At 64.2% G+C, this 16,924-nt stretch carries 17 protein-coding genes; 1 reads left to right on the top strand and 16 read right to left on the bottom strand.

All coding sequences use genetic code 11. The annotated features are described in order from the left end of the window. Positions 1-24 precede the first annotated feature (24 nt). The 13 genes from YUA_RS0113615 to YUA_RS0113555 form a co-directional block, all read right to left on the bottom strand. Positions 25-798, bottom strand: a complete 774-nt coding sequence (locus tag YUA_RS0113615) for an SDR family NAD(P)-dependent oxidoreductase (RefSeq protein ID WP_027531200.1) — start codon at positions 796-798, stop codon at positions 25-27. A 17-nt stretch (positions 799-815) separates the two neighbouring features. Continuing rightward, positions 816-1,823, bottom strand: a complete 1,008-nt coding sequence (locus YUA_RS0113610) for an ABC transporter ATP-binding protein (protein WP_027531199.1) — start codon at positions 1,821-1,823, stop codon at positions 816-818. Positions 1,824-1,838: 15 nt separating this feature from the next. Then, positions 1,839-2,669, bottom strand: a complete 831-nt coding sequence (locus tag YUA_RS0113605) for a carbohydrate ABC transporter permease (protein WP_027531198.1) — start codon at positions 2,667-2,669, stop codon at positions 1,839-1,841. 3 nt (positions 2,670-2,672) lie between these two features. After that, positions 2,673-3,545, bottom strand: coding sequence for a carbohydrate ABC transporter permease (locus tag YUA_RS0113600; protein ID WP_027531197.1), 873 nt, complete (start codon positions 3,543-3,545; stop codon positions 2,673-2,675). A gap of 91 nt (positions 3,546-3,636) precedes the next feature. Further along, entirely contained in the window at positions 3,637-4,947 is a 1,311-nt protein-coding gene (locus tag YUA_RS0113595) for a sugar ABC transporter substrate-binding protein (protein ID WP_027531196.1), read from the bottom strand. Between the two features lie 313 nt (positions 4,948-5,260). After that, on the bottom strand, positions 5,261-6,211 hold the full coding sequence (locus YUA_RS0113590) for a sugar-binding transcriptional regulator (RefSeq protein ID WP_027531195.1): 951 nt from the start codon (positions 6,209-6,211) through the stop codon (positions 5,261-5,263). A gap of 6 nt (positions 6,212-6,217) precedes the next feature. After that, the gene (locus tag YUA_RS0113585; RefSeq protein ID WP_027531194.1) at positions 6,218-6,880 is read right to left on the bottom strand and encodes an HAD family hydrolase; all 663 of its coding nucleotides are present in this window, start codon (positions 6,878-6,880) and stop codon (positions 6,218-6,220) included. Positions 6,881-6,960: 80 nt separating this feature from the next. Continuing rightward, positions 6,961-8,874 (bottom strand): nitric oxide reductase activation protein NorD, encoded by a 1,914-nt coding sequence (locus tag YUA_RS0113580; RefSeq protein ID WP_027531193.1) that lies wholly within the window; start codon positions 8,872-8,874, stop codon positions 6,961-6,963. Positions 8,875-8,884: 10 nt separating this feature from the next. After that, positions 8,885-9,697, bottom strand: a complete 813-nt coding sequence (locus tag YUA_RS0113575; RefSeq protein WP_027531192.1) for a CbbQ/NirQ/NorQ/GpvN family protein — start codon at positions 9,695-9,697, stop codon at positions 8,885-8,887. Between the two features lie 62 nt (positions 9,698-9,759). Continuing rightward, positions 9,760-11,106: a cbb3-type cytochrome c oxidase subunit I gene (locus YUA_RS0113570; RefSeq protein WP_027531191.1), complete on the bottom strand. Its 1,347-nt coding sequence runs from the start codon at positions 11,104-11,106 to the stop codon at positions 9,760-9,762. Positions 11,107-11,145: 39 nt separating this feature from the next. Beyond that, entirely contained in the window at positions 11,146-11,598 is a 453-nt protein-coding gene (locus YUA_RS0113565) for a cytochrome c (RefSeq protein ID WP_027531190.1), read from the bottom strand. A gap of 111 nt (positions 11,599-11,709) precedes the next feature. Further along, on the bottom strand, positions 11,710-11,970 hold the full coding sequence (locus tag YUA_RS0113560; RefSeq protein ID WP_027531189.1) for a cytochrome C oxidase subunit IV family protein: 261 nt from the start codon (positions 11,968-11,970) through the stop codon (positions 11,710-11,712). A 2-nt stretch (positions 11,971-11,972) separates the two neighbouring features. Continuing rightward, positions 11,973-12,548 carry a cytochrome c oxidase subunit 3 family protein gene (locus YUA_RS0113555; RefSeq protein WP_027531188.1) on the bottom strand — a complete coding sequence of 192 codons (576 nt, stop codon included), beginning with the start codon at positions 12,546-12,548 and terminating at the stop codon, positions 11,973-11,975. 129 nt (positions 12,549-12,677) lie between these two features. On the opposite strand from YUA_RS0113555, the gene YUA_RS51010 reads away from it, so the two are divergent. Then, positions 12,678-12,833 carry a hypothetical protein gene (locus tag YUA_RS51010; RefSeq protein WP_198029412.1) on the top strand — a complete coding sequence of 52 codons (156 nt, stop codon included), beginning with the start codon at positions 12,678-12,680 and terminating at the stop codon, positions 12,831-12,833. Positions 12,834-12,951: 118 nt separating this feature from the next. Here YUA_RS51010 and mmsB read toward each other — a convergent pair whose 3' ends face one another. From mmsB to chvE, 3 genes are all read right to left on the bottom strand, one after another. Continuing rightward, complete coding sequence (mmsB, locus tag YUA_RS0113545) at positions 12,952-14,142, bottom strand: multiple monosaccharide ABC transporter permease (RefSeq protein ID WP_027531187.1); 1,191 nt, start codon at positions 14,140-14,142, stop codon at positions 12,952-12,954. Next, the gene (gene mmsA, locus YUA_RS0113540; RefSeq protein ID WP_027531186.1) at positions 14,139-15,716 is read right to left on the bottom strand and encodes a multiple monosaccharide ABC transporter ATP-binding protein; all 1,578 of its coding nucleotides are present in this window, start codon (positions 15,714-15,716) and stop codon (positions 14,139-14,141) included. Before mmsA ends, mmsB begins: the two co-directional genes overlap by 4 nt. Before the next feature lie 89 nt (positions 15,717-15,805). Next, positions 15,806-16,879 (bottom strand): multiple monosaccharide ABC transporter substrate-binding protein, encoded by a 1,074-nt coding sequence (gene chvE / locus YUA_RS0113535; protein ID WP_027531185.1) that lies wholly within the window; start codon positions 16,877-16,879, stop codon positions 15,806-15,808. Positions 16,880-16,924: the final 45 nt, after the last annotated feature.

Below are 16,924 nucleotides of genomic sequence, written 5' to 3'. Positions count from 1 at the left end.
GCTCTCGTCAGTTTTGACGCAAGCCTACCAGCAAGTGTAGCCGCCATCCACCAGCACGATGCTGCCGGTCATCAGGCTCGCGGCTTCGGAGGCCAGGAACAGGACGACCGAGGCGATCTCCTCGACCTGCCCCATCCGCGCCATCGGGGTTCCACCGATCCAGGCGTCGTACATCTTGGCGTTGCTCTTTACGAAGGCGTTGAGCGGCGTCTCGATATAGGTCGGGGCCACCGCGTTGACGCGGATGCCGCGCGCGCCCCATTCGGCGGCCAGCGACTTGGTCAGATGATGCACGCCGGCCTTGGAGGCGTTGTAGAAGCACTGCTCCTGCGGCTTGTTGACGATGAACCCGGACATCGAACCAACATTGACGATGGCGCCACTCTTGGCCTTCAGCATGTGCCTGCCGAACTCACGGCAGCACCAGAAGGTGCCGTTGAGATTGACGTCGATGACGTTGAGCCAGTGCTCGTCGGTCACGGTCTCGGCCGGCGTTTCGCTGCGGGCAATGCCGGCATTGTTGACGAGGATGTCGACCTTGCCGTGGCGGGCGACGAGATCGTTGGCGACCTCCGCGACACGCTTGGTATCGGTGACGTCCATGATCGCAGTCTCGATGTCGTAGCCTTTTGCTTTCAGCTCGGCCTTGGCGCTGTCGGCGACCTTGCTGTCGCGGTCGCCGATGATCACCTTGGCGCCCGCTTCGGCCAGCGCTTCCGCGCAGCCAAGGCCGATGCCTTGCCCGCCGCCGGTGATGAACGCGGTCTTGCCGTTCAGCTTGAATTTTTCCAGGTACATGGTCGTATTCCCGTTTCTTAGTTCCGAAGCGCGTTGCCGCTCGCGTCAAAGCGGTGAATGCGCGCGGGGTCCGGCACCAGCGACACGTGGTCGCCGGCATGCAGGCTCAGTTCGCCGATGTAACGCGCAGTCAGCATCCCGAGCGACCCGGCGTCGACATAGAGAAAGGTGTCGCTGCCGAGATGCTCGGCCACCGCGATCGTGCCCTGCCAGCCGCCGGTGCCGTCGCGCTCGATCTTGAGATGCTCCGGCCGCACGCCGATCGTGGCCGCGCCCTTTTGCGCGGCGTTCTCGCCGGTGACGAAATTCATCTTGGGCGAGCCGATGAAGCCGGCAACGAAGAGGTTGGCTGGGCGCTCATACAGCTCCAGCGGCGAGCCGTATTGCTCGATCTTGCCGCCATTGAGCACGACGATCTTGTCGGCCATGGTCATGGCCTCGACCTGGTCGTGGGTAACGTAGATCGCTGTGGTGCCGAGCTGCTTCTGCAGCCGCGTCACCTCGATGCGCATCTGCACCCGCAGCGCGGCATCGAGATTGGACAGCGGCTCGTCGAACAGGAACGCCTTGGGCTCGCGCACGATGGCGCGGCCGATCGCGACGCGCTGGCGCTGGCCACCGGAGAGCTCGCGCGGCTTGCGATCGAGATAGGGCGTCAGGTTGAGCGTCGCGGCGGCGGCCTCGACCTTGCGGTTGGTCTCGTCCTTGGAGAGGCCCGCCATCTTCAGGCCGAAGCCGATATTGCCGCGCACGCTCATATGCGGATAGAGCGCATAGGACTGGAACACCATCGACAGCCCGCGCTTGGCAGGCGGCGTGTCGACGACGTTCTTGCCGTCGATCAGGATCTTGCCGCCGGAGACATCCTCGAGGCCCGCGATCAGCCGCAGCAGCGTGGTCTTGCCGCAGCCAGAGGGACCGACGAACACCACGAAGGAGCCGTCGGCAATATCGAGATCGGCGCCCTTGATGATGTGCACGGGGCCGAAGGATTTCTGCACGCCCTGAAGTGTGATCTGACCCATGATCCGGCAGCCCCTCTACTTCACCGCGCCGAAGGTGAGCCCGCGCACGAGCTGCTTCTGGCTGAACCAACCGAGGACGAGAATGGGCGCGATCGCCAGCGTCGAGGCCGCCGACAGTTTTGCCCAGAACAGCCCTTCCGGACTGGAATAGGACGCGATGAATGTGGTGAGCGGCGCGGCGTTCGAGGTCGACAAATTGAGCGTCCAGAACGCCTCGTTCCAGGCCAGGATCAGATTGAGCAGCATGGTCGAAGCCAGACCCGGGATCGCCATCGGCGTCAGCACGTAGACAAGCTCGCGGCCGATGGTCGCGCCGTCCATGCGTGCAGCTTCGAGGATGTCGCGCGGGATCTCCTTGAAGTACGTGAACAGCATCCAGATCACGATCGGCAAGTTTCCGAGGCAGAGGATGAAGACAAGACCGATGCGGGAATCGAGCAAACCAAAAGTCTTGTAGATCAGGTAGATCGGCACCAGCACGCCGACCGGCGGCATCATCTTGGTCGAGAGCATCCAGAGCAGGATGTCCTTGGTGCGCCTGGTCGGCGAGAACGCCATCGACCACGCCGCGGGGATCGCGATCAGGAGCGCAATCAGCGTCGAGCCGCCGGCGATGATGATCGAGTTCAGCGCATGGTGCAGATAGTCGCTGCGCTCCTGCACCGTCGCATAGTTTTCCGTGGTCCAGTGGAAGAACAGGAAGGACGGCGGAATGGCGAAAGCTTCAAGCTCGGTCTTGAAGCTCGCCAGCACCATCCACAGGATCGGGAAGAAGATCAGGAAGCCGAAGAACCACGCCCCGATCGTCGATACGACCACCCGCTGCGTCGTCGCCATCCGTGCCATGCTTCAAGCCTCCAAGTTGCGGCCGACAATGCGGACGAGGAAGAAGGCGACGACATTGGCGATCACGACGGCAACGAGCCCGCCCGCGGACGCGCTGCCGACGTCGAACTGGATCAGCGCCTGCGAATAGATCAGGAAGGCGATGTTGGTGGTCGACAGCCCCGGGCCACCGCCGGTGGTCACGTAGATCTCTGCAAAGACCGTGAGCAGGAAGATGGTCTCGATCAGGATCACCACCGTGATCGGCCGGGCCAGATGCGGCAGCGTGATATAGATGAAAGTCGAGACGGCGCTCGCGCCGTCCATTTCGGCGGCTTCCTTCTGCTCCTCATCCAACGACTGCATCGCGGTGAGCAGGATCAGCGTCGCAAACGGCAGCCATTGCCAGGAGACGATCAGGATCACGGCAAGGAGCGGCACGTCGTTGAACCAGTCGACCGGCGTCAGCCCGACCAGCTTGGCCAGCCAGGCGAACAGACCCGACACCGGGTGCATCAGCAAATTCTTCCAGACCAGCGCGCTCACCGTCGGCATCACGAAGAACGGCGCGATCACCATCAGCCGGACGAAGTTGCGGCCGATCACGGGCTGATCCATCAGCAGCGCCAGGGGAATCCCGAGCAGGATCGTCAGCGCCAGCACCGAGCCGACCAGCACCAGCGTGTTCTGGAGCGAGGCGAGGAAGGCGGGATCGGTAAGGAAGTAGCGGAAGTTTTCCAGCCCGACAAATGATTCCGAGCCGGGATCGAGCAGGCTGTAGTGCAGCGTCGAGAAATAGAGCGTCAGCGCGAGCGGGACGATCATCCAGATGAAGAGCAGCCCGACGGCCGGGGTCAGGAGTGACCGCGCAAGGAATTGCGTCTGCCGGGTTGCCATCCTCAGGCTCTCCGCTTGGAGGAAGAAGGCGGCCATCCATCCGGGGATGGAAGGATGGCCGCAAGTTTGAGCTCAGGGAGAGCTCAGAGGTTCACTTGATGTAACCGGCGCGCTTCATCTCGCGCTCGGTGGCGGATTGCGCAGCGGCGAGCGCCGCATCGACCGTCATCGAGCCCGCAAGCGCGGCGGAGAACTGCTGGCCGACCTGGGTGCCGATGCCCTGGAATTCGGGGATCGCGGCATATTGCACGCCGACATAAGGCACCGGCTTCACGGTCGGCTTGTTCGGATCGGCCGCGTCGATCGAGGCCAGCGTCAGCTTGGCGAAGGGCGCAACCTTGAGATAGTCAGGGTTCTGGTAGAGCGAGGTGCGCGTGCCCGGCGGCACGTTGGCCCAACCCTCCTTCGAGGCGACGAGCTTGGTGTAATCCTTGCTGGTCGCCCAGCCGATGAACTTCTCCGCGGCCTCGGTCTTCTTCGAGCCGGCGGGGATCGCGAGATTCCACGCCCACAGCCAATTGGCGTTCTTGCCGAGCCCGGTGTTGGGCGCGAGCGCAAAGCCGACCTTGTCGGCGACGTTGGAATCCTTCGGGTTGGTGACGAAGGATGCCGCCACGGTGGCGTCGATCCACATGCCGCACTTGCCGGCGTTGAACAGCGCCAGATTCTCGTTGAAGCCGTTCGAGCTCGCGCCGGGAGGTCCTGCGTCCTTCATCAGATTGACGTAGGTCGTGAGCGTCGTCTTCCATTCCGGCGTGTTGAACTGCGGCTCCCACTTCTCGTCGAACCAGCGCGCGCCGTAGGAATTGGCCATCGCCGAGAGGAACGCCATGTTCTCGCCCCAGCCGGCCTTGCCGCGCAGGCAGATGCCGTAGACGCCGCCGTTCTTGTCGGTGAGTTTCTTGGCGGCGTCGATCACGAACTCCCAGGTCGGCTTCTCCGGCATCTTCAGGCCGGCCTTGTCGAACAGGTCGGTGCGGTACATGATCATTGAGCTCTCGCCATAGAACGGCGCCGCGTAGAGCTTGCCGTCGACGGAGACCGCGTCCTTGATCTTCGGCAGGAGGTCCGCGACGTCGTAATCGGCGCCGAGATTGGCGAGCGGCACCAGCCAGCCCTTCTTGGCCCAGATCGGCACCTCGTAAGTGCCGATGGTCAGCACGTCGAACTGGCCGCCCTTTGTGGCGATATCGGTGGTGACGCGCTGGCGGAGCACGTTTTCCTCGAGCGTCACCCATTTCACTGAAATGTCCGGGTTCGCCTTGGTGAATTCGCTGGTCAGCCCCTGCATGCGGATCATGTCGCCATTGTTGACGGTGGCGATCGTCAGGGTCGTTTCGGCCATCGCGGGGACGGCAAGCAGGACGGACGCGCCGCAGACGGCGCCCAGAACGTGTTTCACGGTGACCTCCCTCAACTCGCGTTTTGAGCATATGCCCACGCGTTGAGCGTATGTTCGGACGAGCCCTGCCGCTTGTCAAGCACTGGCGCAGCCATTCCCGCAACTTATGAGTGCTGCGGTGCGGGAGGGAAGAGAGGTGTTGCTCCGCCCACGCTGTCGTGCTCCGCGAAAGCGGGGCACCCAGTACGCCGTGCCGTTCATTGGTTTGCCCCAAGCGAAGCCGCGGCGTACTGGATCGTCCGCCTTCGCGGACGATGACAGTGTTATGTGGGGAAGGACCGCCTGCCTCGCAGGCATGCGAAGAGCGAACCGCCTACCGCTCCAGGATCGCCCGTGCCGTGGCCTCGTCGGTGATCAGGCCGTTGATCAACCGCCCGTTCAGTGCCGCCGCGATCGCCGGCACCTTGGCCGCACCGACAGCGGCGCCGATCGTCGTGGTCTTCGCCGGCACTTCCGGCGGAATGCTCGTGAGGCGCTTGTTGGTGCCGGCCTTGAGCAGGCGGCCCTTGGAATCATAGGCCCAGCCGGTGATCTCGCCGATGGCGCCCTGCCGCATCATCTCGAACAATTCGTCACGCGTGACGAAGCCGTCGACATGGACCTGCGCCTTCTGGTCCATCTGGCCGATGCCGACGAGGCGCAGATCGGCCTTGGCCGCGACCGCCTTCACCTTGGCGATCGGCTCGATCCGCACCATCTTGTTGCGCTCGTCCTCCGAGGACATCAGGAACGGCAGCGGCATCGGATAATGCCGCGCGCCGGTGCGGTCGGCGAGCCGGCCGACGGTGTCGTAGAAACTCGCCGAGCCATCGGCGGAGATGTTGCCGACCAGCGAGACAATCTGGTGATTGGGCCGGTCGATCGGCGTGACGCGCTCGACCGCGGCGCGTACCGCCCGCCCCGTGCCGAGTGCAACGATGACCGGCGTCTCCGAGCGCAGCGTCGCATCGAGCAGATTGGCGCAGCGTTCGGCAATGCCAGCGGTCGCCTGCGGCGCGGCAGGATCGGCCGGCACCACCTCGCAATGGCTGAGCTCAAACCGCTCTTTCAGGCGTGCGGCCAATTCCATGCAGGCGGCGATGGGATGCTCGAGCCGAAAGGTGATCAGCCGCTCGGCGAGACACAGCGACACCAACCGCTGCGCCGAGGCGCGCGACACCTGGAGCATCCTTGCGATCTCGTCCTGGGTGTGGCCGGCAATGAAATAGAGCCAGCCGGCACGCGCAGCGTCGTCGAGCCTCGATTTTTCGTTCTCGGCGGCCATGCGGCCTCACGCCCCCCAGAAATCGCTCATGCGCGCGAAGACCCGATCGGCTCCGGCAGCGGACAATATAGCGCGGCCATCGCGCGCGCGATAATGGCCACCGCCGACAAATCCCCAGACCATCATGCCGGCCGCCTTGGCAGCCTGCACGCCGCTGATACTGTCCTCGATCACCAGCGTGCGCGCGGGATCGGTCTGCATTTTCCCTGCCGCGTGAAGAAAGAGATCCGGCGCCGGCTTGCCGTGCCTGACCATCTGTGCGGTGTAGAGCCGGCCGCCGAAATGCGGCGCGAGGCCGGTGACATCGAGCGACAGCGAGACGCGGTCGAGGTCGCTCGACGATGCCACACAGCGGGGCGTCTCCGATTCAGACAACACGGTGTCGACGCCGGGGATCGGCTGGAGCGCACCTGCAAACGTCTCGAGCACACGTGCCTTCAGGCGCGGAAGAAAATCGTCGGGCAGGGTGTGCCCGAGATCGCGATAATGCTGCTCGATCGCTTTCGTGCTGCGCCCGAGGAAAAGCTCAAGCGCTTGTGCTGCACCGAGTTGAAAGCCGAACTCCGCCAGCACCTCGGACAGGCAGCGACAGCTCAACAGCTCGCTGTCGACGAGCACGCCGTCGCAATCGAAGATGATCAGATCGGGTCTTGGCCGGCCCTGGTCCATGCGGCCATTCGATCATATACCCAATTGATGAGCAATAGTTCACACGGGGAACACGTCGCCGCGGGCTTTATCCTGCCGGTTCAATGGGCCACCTGCCGATAGATCGCCGGCAGCGCGGCGGGCAGCCGGCGGATGTTGCCGACGATAGCGTAGCCGCCGTGGCCGAACAGCGTCGGAAAATAGGACTGCGCGGTGGCATCGACCGTCACGCCGAACACGGCAATGCCGAGCCGCCGCGCCTCCTGCACGGATTTGCGGGTGTCCTCGACCGCAAATCGCCCCACATAGTGATCGACATCGTTCGGCTTGCCGTCGGTAAGGACGAGCAGCAGCTTCTTGCGCTGCGGCTGGCGCGCGAGTTCGGCGGAGGCGTGGCGTACCGCGGCGCCGATCCGGGTGTAGTAGCCCGGCCTCAGCGCGCCAATGCGACGCTCCACCGCCCCGCTGATCGGCTCGCCGAACGCCTTGACCGTCTCGAGCCGCACCCAGGCGCGTCGGCGCGAGGTGAAGGTCAAAATGCTGTGGTGATCGCCGCAGGCCGAAAGGCCGTGCGCAAGCACAAGCAGCGCCTCCTTCTCGACGTCGAGCACCCGATAGCCATCCACCCACGCATCCGTGGAGAGCGAGACGTCGACCAGCAAGGTCGCGGCGAGATCGTGTCCTTGCGACCGCATCGCCACGTGGACGCGATCGAGCGCGCCGCTGCCGGCGCGGAGATCGCAGCGCGCCCGCACCAACGCGTCGAGATCGAGATCGTGGCCATCGGCCTGCGCGCGCATCAATTCGTGGCGCGGCCGCAAGACCTCGAAGCGGCGGCGGACCTGGCGGATGTGCCGGCGCATGCTCTCGTCGGGCGCCCAGGCCTCACCTCGCTCGGACGCGGCCGCCGCGAGCACGCGGCAATGATCGGGCAGATAGGATCGGCTGCGATAATCCCATTCGGGATAGGTCATCTCCGCATTCAATCGCGAGGCATCCAGCGCTTCAGGCGGCAGGTCGAGATCGAATTTCAGCCGGGTCGCCGGCTTGCCGCTGCGCCGGCCCAGCGTGATCTCCTCGAGATCGTCGGCCGCCTTCTGCGCGTCCTCGTCCTCATTGTCGTCGGCCGGGCGATCGACATTGACCATCTCGGCCATGGCCAGGATCTTTTCGAAGCGGTTGAGCACGAAGGGATCGCGACGGTTGGCGCCATCGTCGCGTTCGCGGACAGTGAAACGCTTGCGCTCGTCCGGCGGCGTGGCCGCGTTGCTTCCGGCCGCCTCGTCATCATGCATTCCCGCCGGCGCAAACTCGCGCGTCCAGCAATCGCCCCACAGCGGGCATGGCAGGATGGCGTGATATCCGGGCGGGGCCTTGTCCGGCAGCGGACCGGTTCCCATCATGGCCGGCCAGAGCTTGCCCGCGGGCGGCATATCGGCGCCGAGCAGCGTGAGCATGATCTGCTCCATGTCCTGCTCGATGCGCGGCAGCGGCCGGCGCGGCCGGGCCATCGCCATGGCCGCAGCGAGCCGGGCGTAGTCTTCGGCAAGGCCTGGACACTCCGTCAGCACCAGCACCGCGATCTCGCTGACCCGCCGCAACAGCAACAGATCGCGCCGCAGCGGATCGACCTCGCCGATCGTGTCGACCGGCGCAAATGCGAACCAGGCGGCGAGCCACCGATACAATGCGGCGTTCAATTCACGGTCGGCGAAGATCGCGAGACTGTCTGGGAGGAAAATGGTGGCGGCATCGCGCCCGGGCTGCTCAAGGCGCTCGTCGCCAATCCCGATGCGCTGGCGCCATCCGAGCCGGTGTCCGGTCCGGCGAGCACTCGCGCTCGCGATCTGGACGCCCGCCTCGCCACCGAGCGCACGGAACATCACGGCGATGCGCGGGCGGATCTCAGCAAGCGACACCGCGTGATCGGCATGAACCGGGTAGCTCGCGGTGCCGCCGACGAGGCGATGCCAGGCCCGGCCGACGGTTTCTTCGAGCTCGAGGAAATCGAGCATCGCAGCCCCCTCAGGAGATCACGGCGCGCGCGACGTCGAGCAGCGCCGCCTTGACGTCGGCATCGTCGGTCAACGGCTCGATCATGCCGGCGAGTACGGCATCGGCGATCGACGCTCCCGCGGCAATCAGGGTGGCGCAATAGACGACGAGCCGGGTTGAAACGCCCTCCTCCAGATCATGCCCTTTCAGCGTGCGGAGCCGACCGGCCAGCACGACCAGTGGCCGCACGCAATCCGGCGCGAGCCCGCTTTCTGCCGCGACCACCGCAATCTCCTGTTCCGGCGGCAGGAAGCCGAACTCGATGGCGACGAAGCGCTGCCGCGTCGACGGCTTCAGCGCCTTCAGCAGCGTCTGGTAGCCGGGATTGTAGGAGACCACGACCATGAAGATGTCGGGAGCCGCAAGCTCCTCACCGGTCCGCTCCAGCGGCAGGATGCGGCGATCGTCGGTGAGCGGATGCAGGACGACAGTGACGTCCTTGCGCGCCTCCACCACTTCGTCGAGATAGCAGATGCCGCCTTCCCGCACCGCGCGCGTCAACGGACCGTCGGCCCACACGGTGTCACCGCCCCTGAGCAGGAAGCGGCCGGTGAGATCGGCGGCAGTGAGATCGTCGTGACAGGCGACGGTGTGGAGCGGCAGTCCCAACCGCGCCGCCATATGGGCGACGAAGCGCGTCTTGCCGCAGCCGGTCGGCCCCTTCAGCAGAACCGGCAAGCGATGCCGCCAGGCGTGCTCGAACAGCACGCATTCATTGCCGCTGGGGACATAGGCTGGAAGCGCGGGCGCGGACGCTGGCACGGCGTGAAGAGCTGCTTTCATGGTCCTTCTCCGGAAATTCTCTTGGACAGGCGGCCGCGATTGTCCGCGGCCGCCGTTCTCGCTTATTCCGCCGGCTGCAGCGCGCCCGGGATGGTCGCCGGCCTTTCGCGGCCCGGCACCAACACCGCCCAGACGAACATCAGCGCAGAGATCGCGACGAATACGCCGGAGCCGAGCCGTACCCAGTAGAAGAAGGCGAGCTGGTCCTGCACATCCATGTAGCTCTGGCCGAGCACGCGCTGGAGATGGACCTGGATCACGCCGGCGAAGGTCAGCGCGAAGGTCATCACCATCATGGCGGTGCACATAATCCAGAAGCTCGTCATGGAGAGCCACTGGTTGTAGGGCGCGCGCCCCTTGATCTGCGGGATGGCGTAGGCCATCACCGACAGATTCAGCATGACATAGGCGCCGAAGAAGGCGAGATGGCCGTGCGCGGCGGTGACCTGCGTGCCGTGGGTGTAGTAGTTCACCGACGACAGCGTGTGCAGGAAGCCCCAGACGCCCGCTCCAAGGAACGCCATCACGGAGCAACCGACGGACCACAACAGCGCTGCGCGGTTCGGATGCTTGCGGCCGGCCTTCCAGGTCATCTGCACCGTGAAGATCACCATGGTGAAGAACGGCGCGACTTCGAGCGTCGAGAAGAGCGAGCCGATCCACTGCCAGTAGCCGGGCGCGCCGATCCAGTAGAAGTGATGGCCGGTGCCGAGGATGCCGGAGAACAACGCAAGGCCGATGATGACATAGAGCCACTTCTCGACGACCTCGCGGTCGATGCCGTTGAGCTTGATCATCAGGAAGGCGAGCACGGAGGCCATGATCAACTCCCAGACGCCCTCGACCCAGAGATGGACGACGTACCACCAGTACATCTTGTCGACCGCGAGATTGGCTGGGTTATAGAAGGCGAACAGGAAGAAGATCGCAACGCCCCACAGGCCGAACAGCAGGATGTTGGTGACCGTGGTCTTGCGGCCCTTGAGCGCCGTCATCGTCACGTTGAACAGAAACATCAGGCAGACCACGACGATGCCGACCTTGATGATGAAGGGCTGTTCGAGGAACTCGCGACCCTCGTGGTAGTGGAAGAGATAGCCGACCACGGCCACGGCTGCCGCACAGAAGAACATCCAGAACTGGATCTTTGCGAGCAGCGGGCTGAACAGCTCGGTCTCGGTTTCCTCAGGCAGCAGGTAGTAGGTCGCGCCCATGAAGCCGATCAGCGACCATACGATGAGTGTGTTGGTGTGGATCATTCTGACGATGTTGAACGGCAGCAGCACCGACAGCGTGTTGGGCAGGACGTAGATGGTTCCGGCGAGCAGGCCGAAGAGGACCTGGGCCAGGAAGAGCGTCAGCGCGCCGTAGAAATACAGCATCGCGACTTTCTGGGTCTGATATTTCATCTCGGGGTCTCTCTGTCTTGAAAGAAGAATGCAGGCCACTCAGCCGGCCTTGTTCGGCGGCCAGTCCTGGCGCTTGATCGTGCTGACCCATTGCAGGAAGTCGGCGAGATCGTTGAGCTCCTGGTCCGTCAGGTTGAATTGCGGCATCTGCCGCCGGCCTTTCGCGCCCGAGGGCTGCGATTGCATCCAGGCCTTCAGGGTCTCGCGCGCGCCGGCCGGATCCTCCTTGCCGCCCCAGCGATCCCAGACGTTGCCGACCTCGGGTGCGAAATAGGCGCCCTCGCCCAGTAGCGTGTGGCAGTTGATGCAGGAGTTGCGCTCCCAGACATGCTTGCCGCGCGCAACCGACGCGGTCAGCGTGGGCGCGTCGGTCGAGGTCGTGACCATGTAGTAATGGCTGTGCGCAGTCAGCCCCAGGAAGATTGCAAAGAAGAAGGCCGAGCCGCCGTAGAAGACGTTTCGAGCCGCCGACTTGGTCAGGCGTTCAGCCATTGCCAGTCCTTTCCGTGTGAGTCGTGTCGCGAGGAAGCAGTGATGCTGTATCTTGCCGATCGGTGCGGACGGGTCTTTGTCGGGGCGCAATGAACGCTAGCGTTGACCGCGTCAGATCAAGCTGACGATCGCCGAGGCGAGCCAGGCAAACAGCGCGAGAATCACGATCCAGGCGCTGACAAGCCCGCGCCAGAGCGCCGGCGCGGCGCGCAGGTCGAGGAAATCGAGCGCAATCCGGCGGCCCTTGATGGCGGCAAGGACCAGGACCAGCGCGTTGGCGAGCAGCGGGCGCGGCAACAGCGGCGGCAGTAGAAGGGTCGCGAGCGCGAGGCCGATCAGCACGATCCAGGTGGTGTCAAGGCGATCCGGCATCGTCATCGCACCAGATAGAGCATCGGGAACATCACGATCCAAACCAGATCGACCATGTGCCAGAACGCAGCCCCGGTCTCGATGCCCACCGTCTCAGCGCGGCGGCAGACCACGGCAAGGATCACGATGCCGAGGCCGACGTGCAGGAGGTGAAAGCCGGTCAGGAGGAAGTAGAGCGTGAAGAAGGTGCTGGTCTCCAGACCAACGCCGCGACCGATCTCTCCGGCATATTCGGCGAGCTTGATGGCGATGAAGACGCCGCCGAGCGCCATGGCGATCAGGAGCCGGCGGCGCGATGCCCGCTTCTCGCCGGCGCGCGCGGACTTCGCCGCCCGGGCCGCGGCCCAGCCGCTGGTCACCAGCACGACCGTATTGAGCCCGGCAAGGTTCGAATTGAGCGCCGCCTGCCCTGCCGCGAACACCGCAGGATGGATTGCGCGCGCAACCACGATGGCGCCGAGAAACAAGCAGAACGCGGCGAGCTCGCTGAAGATCAGCACCCAGATCGTGGGATCGCCGGAGAGATCCTCCAGAATTCCCCAACCGGTTCCCGGTTGTTCGCACTCCGCCGCCGACATCTGCTCTTCCGGATCAGGACACCGGTCAGCCATAGCCCACCCCTCCAGCTCGGAATTTGTCGCAGGACAAACTGGGAGACGCAGGAGCGCGGTAAGAGCTGACTCAGGGGTTCACGGAGTGGCGAAGAGATGAGCGAAGCACAACTCGGGCTGATGACCGCGACGCCGATCATCATCATTTTCGCCATCGCGCTACGGAAGATGGGCGTGCTGTCGACCGTCGCAACCGTATCGGCGGTGAGCCTCTCCGTCGCGATCGCGACGGTGCTGTTCACGACACAGTAACAGCGGCTGTAGAGTGGGTAAGGCGGACCCGTGCCGCCCACGCATGCCGAGGTCGTGGAAAGATGGTGGGCATGGGGCAAGTGCGCCTTTGCCCACCCTACGGCACGACCCGATGTGGTTACCGGCGCTGATTATACACGTCGATGCACACCGCACCCAGCAGCACCAGGCCCTTGATGACCTGCTGGTAGTCGATGCCGATGCCGAGAATGGACATGCCGTTGTTCATCACGCCCATGATCATGGCGCCGACCACGGCGCCGCCGACGCGCCCGACGCCGCCATAGGCCGAGGCGCCGCCGATGAAGCAGGCGGCGATGACGTCGAGCTCGAATCCTAGACCTGCCTTGGGTGTCGCGGTGTTGAGCCGCGCGGCGAAGACGAGGCCGGCGAGCGCGGCCAGCGCGCCCATGTTGACGAAGGTGAAGAAGGTCAGCCGCTCGGTCTTGATGCCCGACAGGCCTGCCGCCTTGGCGTTGCCGCCGACCGCATAGATCTGCCGGCCGACTATGGTGCGGCGGGTGACGAAGCCATAGAGCGCAATCAGGGCGCTCATGATCACGAGCACGTTCGGCAGGCCGCGATAAGTCGCGATCAGGTAGGTGAAATAGAGCACGGCGCAGGCGAGCACGACGCTCTTGCCGAGGAAGAATGCGTAGGGCTCGACCTCGATACCGTGCGAGACTTCACGCGCGCGGCCCTTGGCGCTGGCATAGACCAGCCCCAGCGCCAGCACCGCGCCGATCAGCATGGAGGTCGGATGCAGCGTGCCGGCCTCAGGCAGCAGCTCCGGAATGAAGCCCGACGACAATTTCTGGAAGGTTGACGGGAACGGGCCGAGCGACTGGCCCTGCAAAACGGCAAGCGCGAGGCCCTTGAACACCAGCATGCCGGCCAGGGTCACGATGAAGGATGGGATCTTGAAATAGGCCACCCAATAGCCCTGCGCGGCGCCGATAGCCGCGCCGACCGCGAGGCAGATGATAAAGGCGAGCGTGTAGTCGACCTTGTAGGTCACCATGAGAAGAGCGGCGACCGCACCGACGAAACCTGCGACCGAACCGACCGACAGGTCGATATGTCCCGTCACGATCACCAGCAGCATACCCAGCGCCATGATGACGATGTAGCTGTTCTGCAGCACCAGATTGGTCAGGTTGAGCGGCTGGAGCAGCGTGCCGCCGGTCATGACCTGGAAGAACAGCATGATCGCGAGCAACGACATCAGCATGCCGTAGTTGCGTAGATTGTTCTTGATGAAGCTGCCGTGCCGGCGCTCCTCAGGCAGCGAAACCGTCTTGTCGGTCATGGCTGCGATCCTCCCATCTCCGCGGCCTCGACCGCGCCGTTACCGTTGCTTCGTTCGTTGCGCATGATGGCGCGCATGATCTTTTCCTGTGTGGCCTCGGCGCCCGGGAACTCGCCGACGAAGGCGCCGTCGTTCATGACGCAGATGCGGTCGCAGATGCCGAGCAGCTCGGGCATCTCCGAGGAGATCACCACCACGCCGCGGCCGGCTTCCGCAAGCTCGTTGATGATACAGTAAATCTCGTATTTGGCACCGACGTCGATGCCCCTTGTCGGCTCGTCCAGGATCAGGACCTTGGGGTCGGTCATCAGCCACTTCGACAGCACCACCTTCTGCTGGTTCCCGCCGGAGAGCTGGCCGGTCTCCTGGTAGACGTCGGAACAGCGTATCCGCATGCGGTTGCGGTAGTCGCTGGCGACCTTCAGCTCGGCGATGTCGTCGATCACCCGCCCCGGCGCGACCTGTTTGAGGCTTGCCAGCGTAATGTTCTTCCGGACGTCGTCGGCCAGGATCAGCCCGAGCTGCTTGCGGTCCTCGGTGACATAGGCAAGGCCGGCATCGATCGCAGCCGCGACGCTCGTCAGCGCGATCTCGCGGCCTTCGAGGGCGATGCGGCCGCTGATATTGGTACCCCAGGACCGGCCGAACAGGCTCATGGCGAACTCGGTGCGGCCGGCGCCCATCAGCCCGGCGATGCCGACGACCTCGCCGCGCTTGACGCCGAAATTGAGGTTCTTGATCACCTGCCGCTCGGGATGGATGGGGTGATAGACCGACCAGTTCGAAACGTCGAGCACGGACTCGCCGATTTTCGCGCTGCGCTCGGGGAAGCGGTGGGCGAGATCGCGATTGACCATGCTGCGGATGATGCGGTCTTCCTGGATCGGCTCGGCGCGACAGTCGATGCCGTCGACGGTGCGGCCGTCGCGCAGCACGGTGATGTGATCGGCGACTCGGGCGACCTCGTTGAGCTTGTGCGAGATCAGGATCGAGCCGATGCCCTGCTCGCGGAATTTCATCAGGCGCTCCAGCAAGGCGGCGCTGTCGGCCTCGTTCAGGCTCGCGGTCGGCTCGTCCAGGATCAGCATCCGGACGCGCTTGGACAGCGCCTTGGCGATCTCGACGAGCTGCTGCTTGCCGACGCCGAGATCGGTGATCAGCGTATCCGGCGATTCCTTGAGGCCGACCTGCGCAAGCAGGTCGCGGGTGCGCCGGTACACCTCGTCGCGATCGATCACGCCGAATTTTGACGGCGGATGTGACAGGAAAATGTTTTCCGCGATCGACATCAGCGGGATCAGCGCCAGCTCCTGGTGGATGATGATGATGCCGAGCGCCTCGGAATCGTTGATGTCGCGGAAGCGGCGCTCCTCGCCTTCGAAGACGATGGTGCCTTCGTAGCTGCCCGCCGGGTAGACGCCGCTCAGCACCTTCATCAAGGTCGATTTGCCGGCGCCGTTCTCGCCGACCAGGGCGTGGATCTGGCCAGCTTCGACCGAGAAGTTGACGTCGCGCAGCGCCTGCACACCGGCAAAGCTCTTGCTGACGTTACGCATCTCCAGCATGGCGGTCATCGTCGTTACGTCCTTTAGTGCCCGTGTGGACAGAGCCCTTACCCCTCTCCCCGTAAGAACGGGGAGAGGGAGAGGATAGAGAGAGAGCCTTACTGGAACTGCGACTTCTTGTAGTAGCCGCTCTCGACCAGGACCTTCTCCCAATTGTCCTTGTACACCACGACCGGCTTGAGGAGGTAGGACGGCACGGTCTTGGCGCCGTTCTCGTAGGTCTTGGTGTCGTTGACCGTGACCTGCTTGCCGGCAAGCGCAGCGTCGACCATGTCGGCGGTCACCTTGGCGAGATCACGTGTGTCCTTGAAGATGGTCGAGTACTGATCGCCGCGCAGCATGGCCTTGATCGAGGGAACCTCGGCGTCCTGGCCCGAGATGATCGGCATCGGCTGATCGGCGCTGCCATAGCCCACGCCCTTCAGCGAGGAGATGATGCCGATCGAGAGGCCATCATAGGGCGACAGCACGGCGTTGACCTTCTTGTTGCCGTAGTAGGCGCTGAGCAGATTGTCCATACGGGCCTGGGCGGTGGCGCCGTCCCAGCGCAAGGTCGCGACCTTGTCCATGCCCATCTGACCGGAGGCGACCACGAGCTTGCCGCTATCGATATAGGGCTTCAGCACGCTCATCGCGCCGTTGTAGAAGAAGTAGGCGTTGTTGTCGTCGGGCGAGCCGCCGAACAGCTCGATGTTGAACGGGCCCTTGCCTTCCTTGAGGCCAAGCCCCTTCTCGATCGATTCCGCCTGGAGCACGCCGACCTGGAAATTGTCGAAGGTCGCGTAATAGTCGACATTCGGCGTGCCGCGGATCAGGCGGTCATAGGCGATCACGGTGATGCCCTTGGCCTTGGCCTGCTTGAGCACGTCGGACAGCGTGGTGCCGTCGATCGCGGCGATCACGAGCGCCTTGGCGCCCTTGGTCACCATGTTCTCGACCTGCGAGAGCTGGTTCGGAATGTCGTCCTCGGCATATTGCAGGTCGGTGTTGTAGCCGCGCTCCTTCAGCACCTTGACCATGTTGTTGCCGTCGTCGATCCAGCGCGCCGAGGATTTCGTCGGCATGGCGATGCCGACGGTGGCCTTGTCCTGCGCTGAGGCGGTGACGCCCGCGGCCAACGTTGCGGCGCCGGCCAGCGCCAGTGCAAGAAATGTCGTCTTCAATTTCAACATGCTTTACTCCCTTTGGGTGTCAGACTGTTTCTTGGTTTCGTCCAG

This window comes from Bradyrhizobium sp. WSM3983, assembly GCF_000473045.1.
In the GTDB taxonomy this organism is placed as follows: domain Bacteria; phylum Pseudomonadota; class Alphaproteobacteria; order Rhizobiales; family Xanthobacteraceae; genus Bradyrhizobium.
The sequence above is the reverse complement of the archived record's forward strand: the minus strand, read 5'-3'. Positions and strand labels throughout refer to the sequence as shown.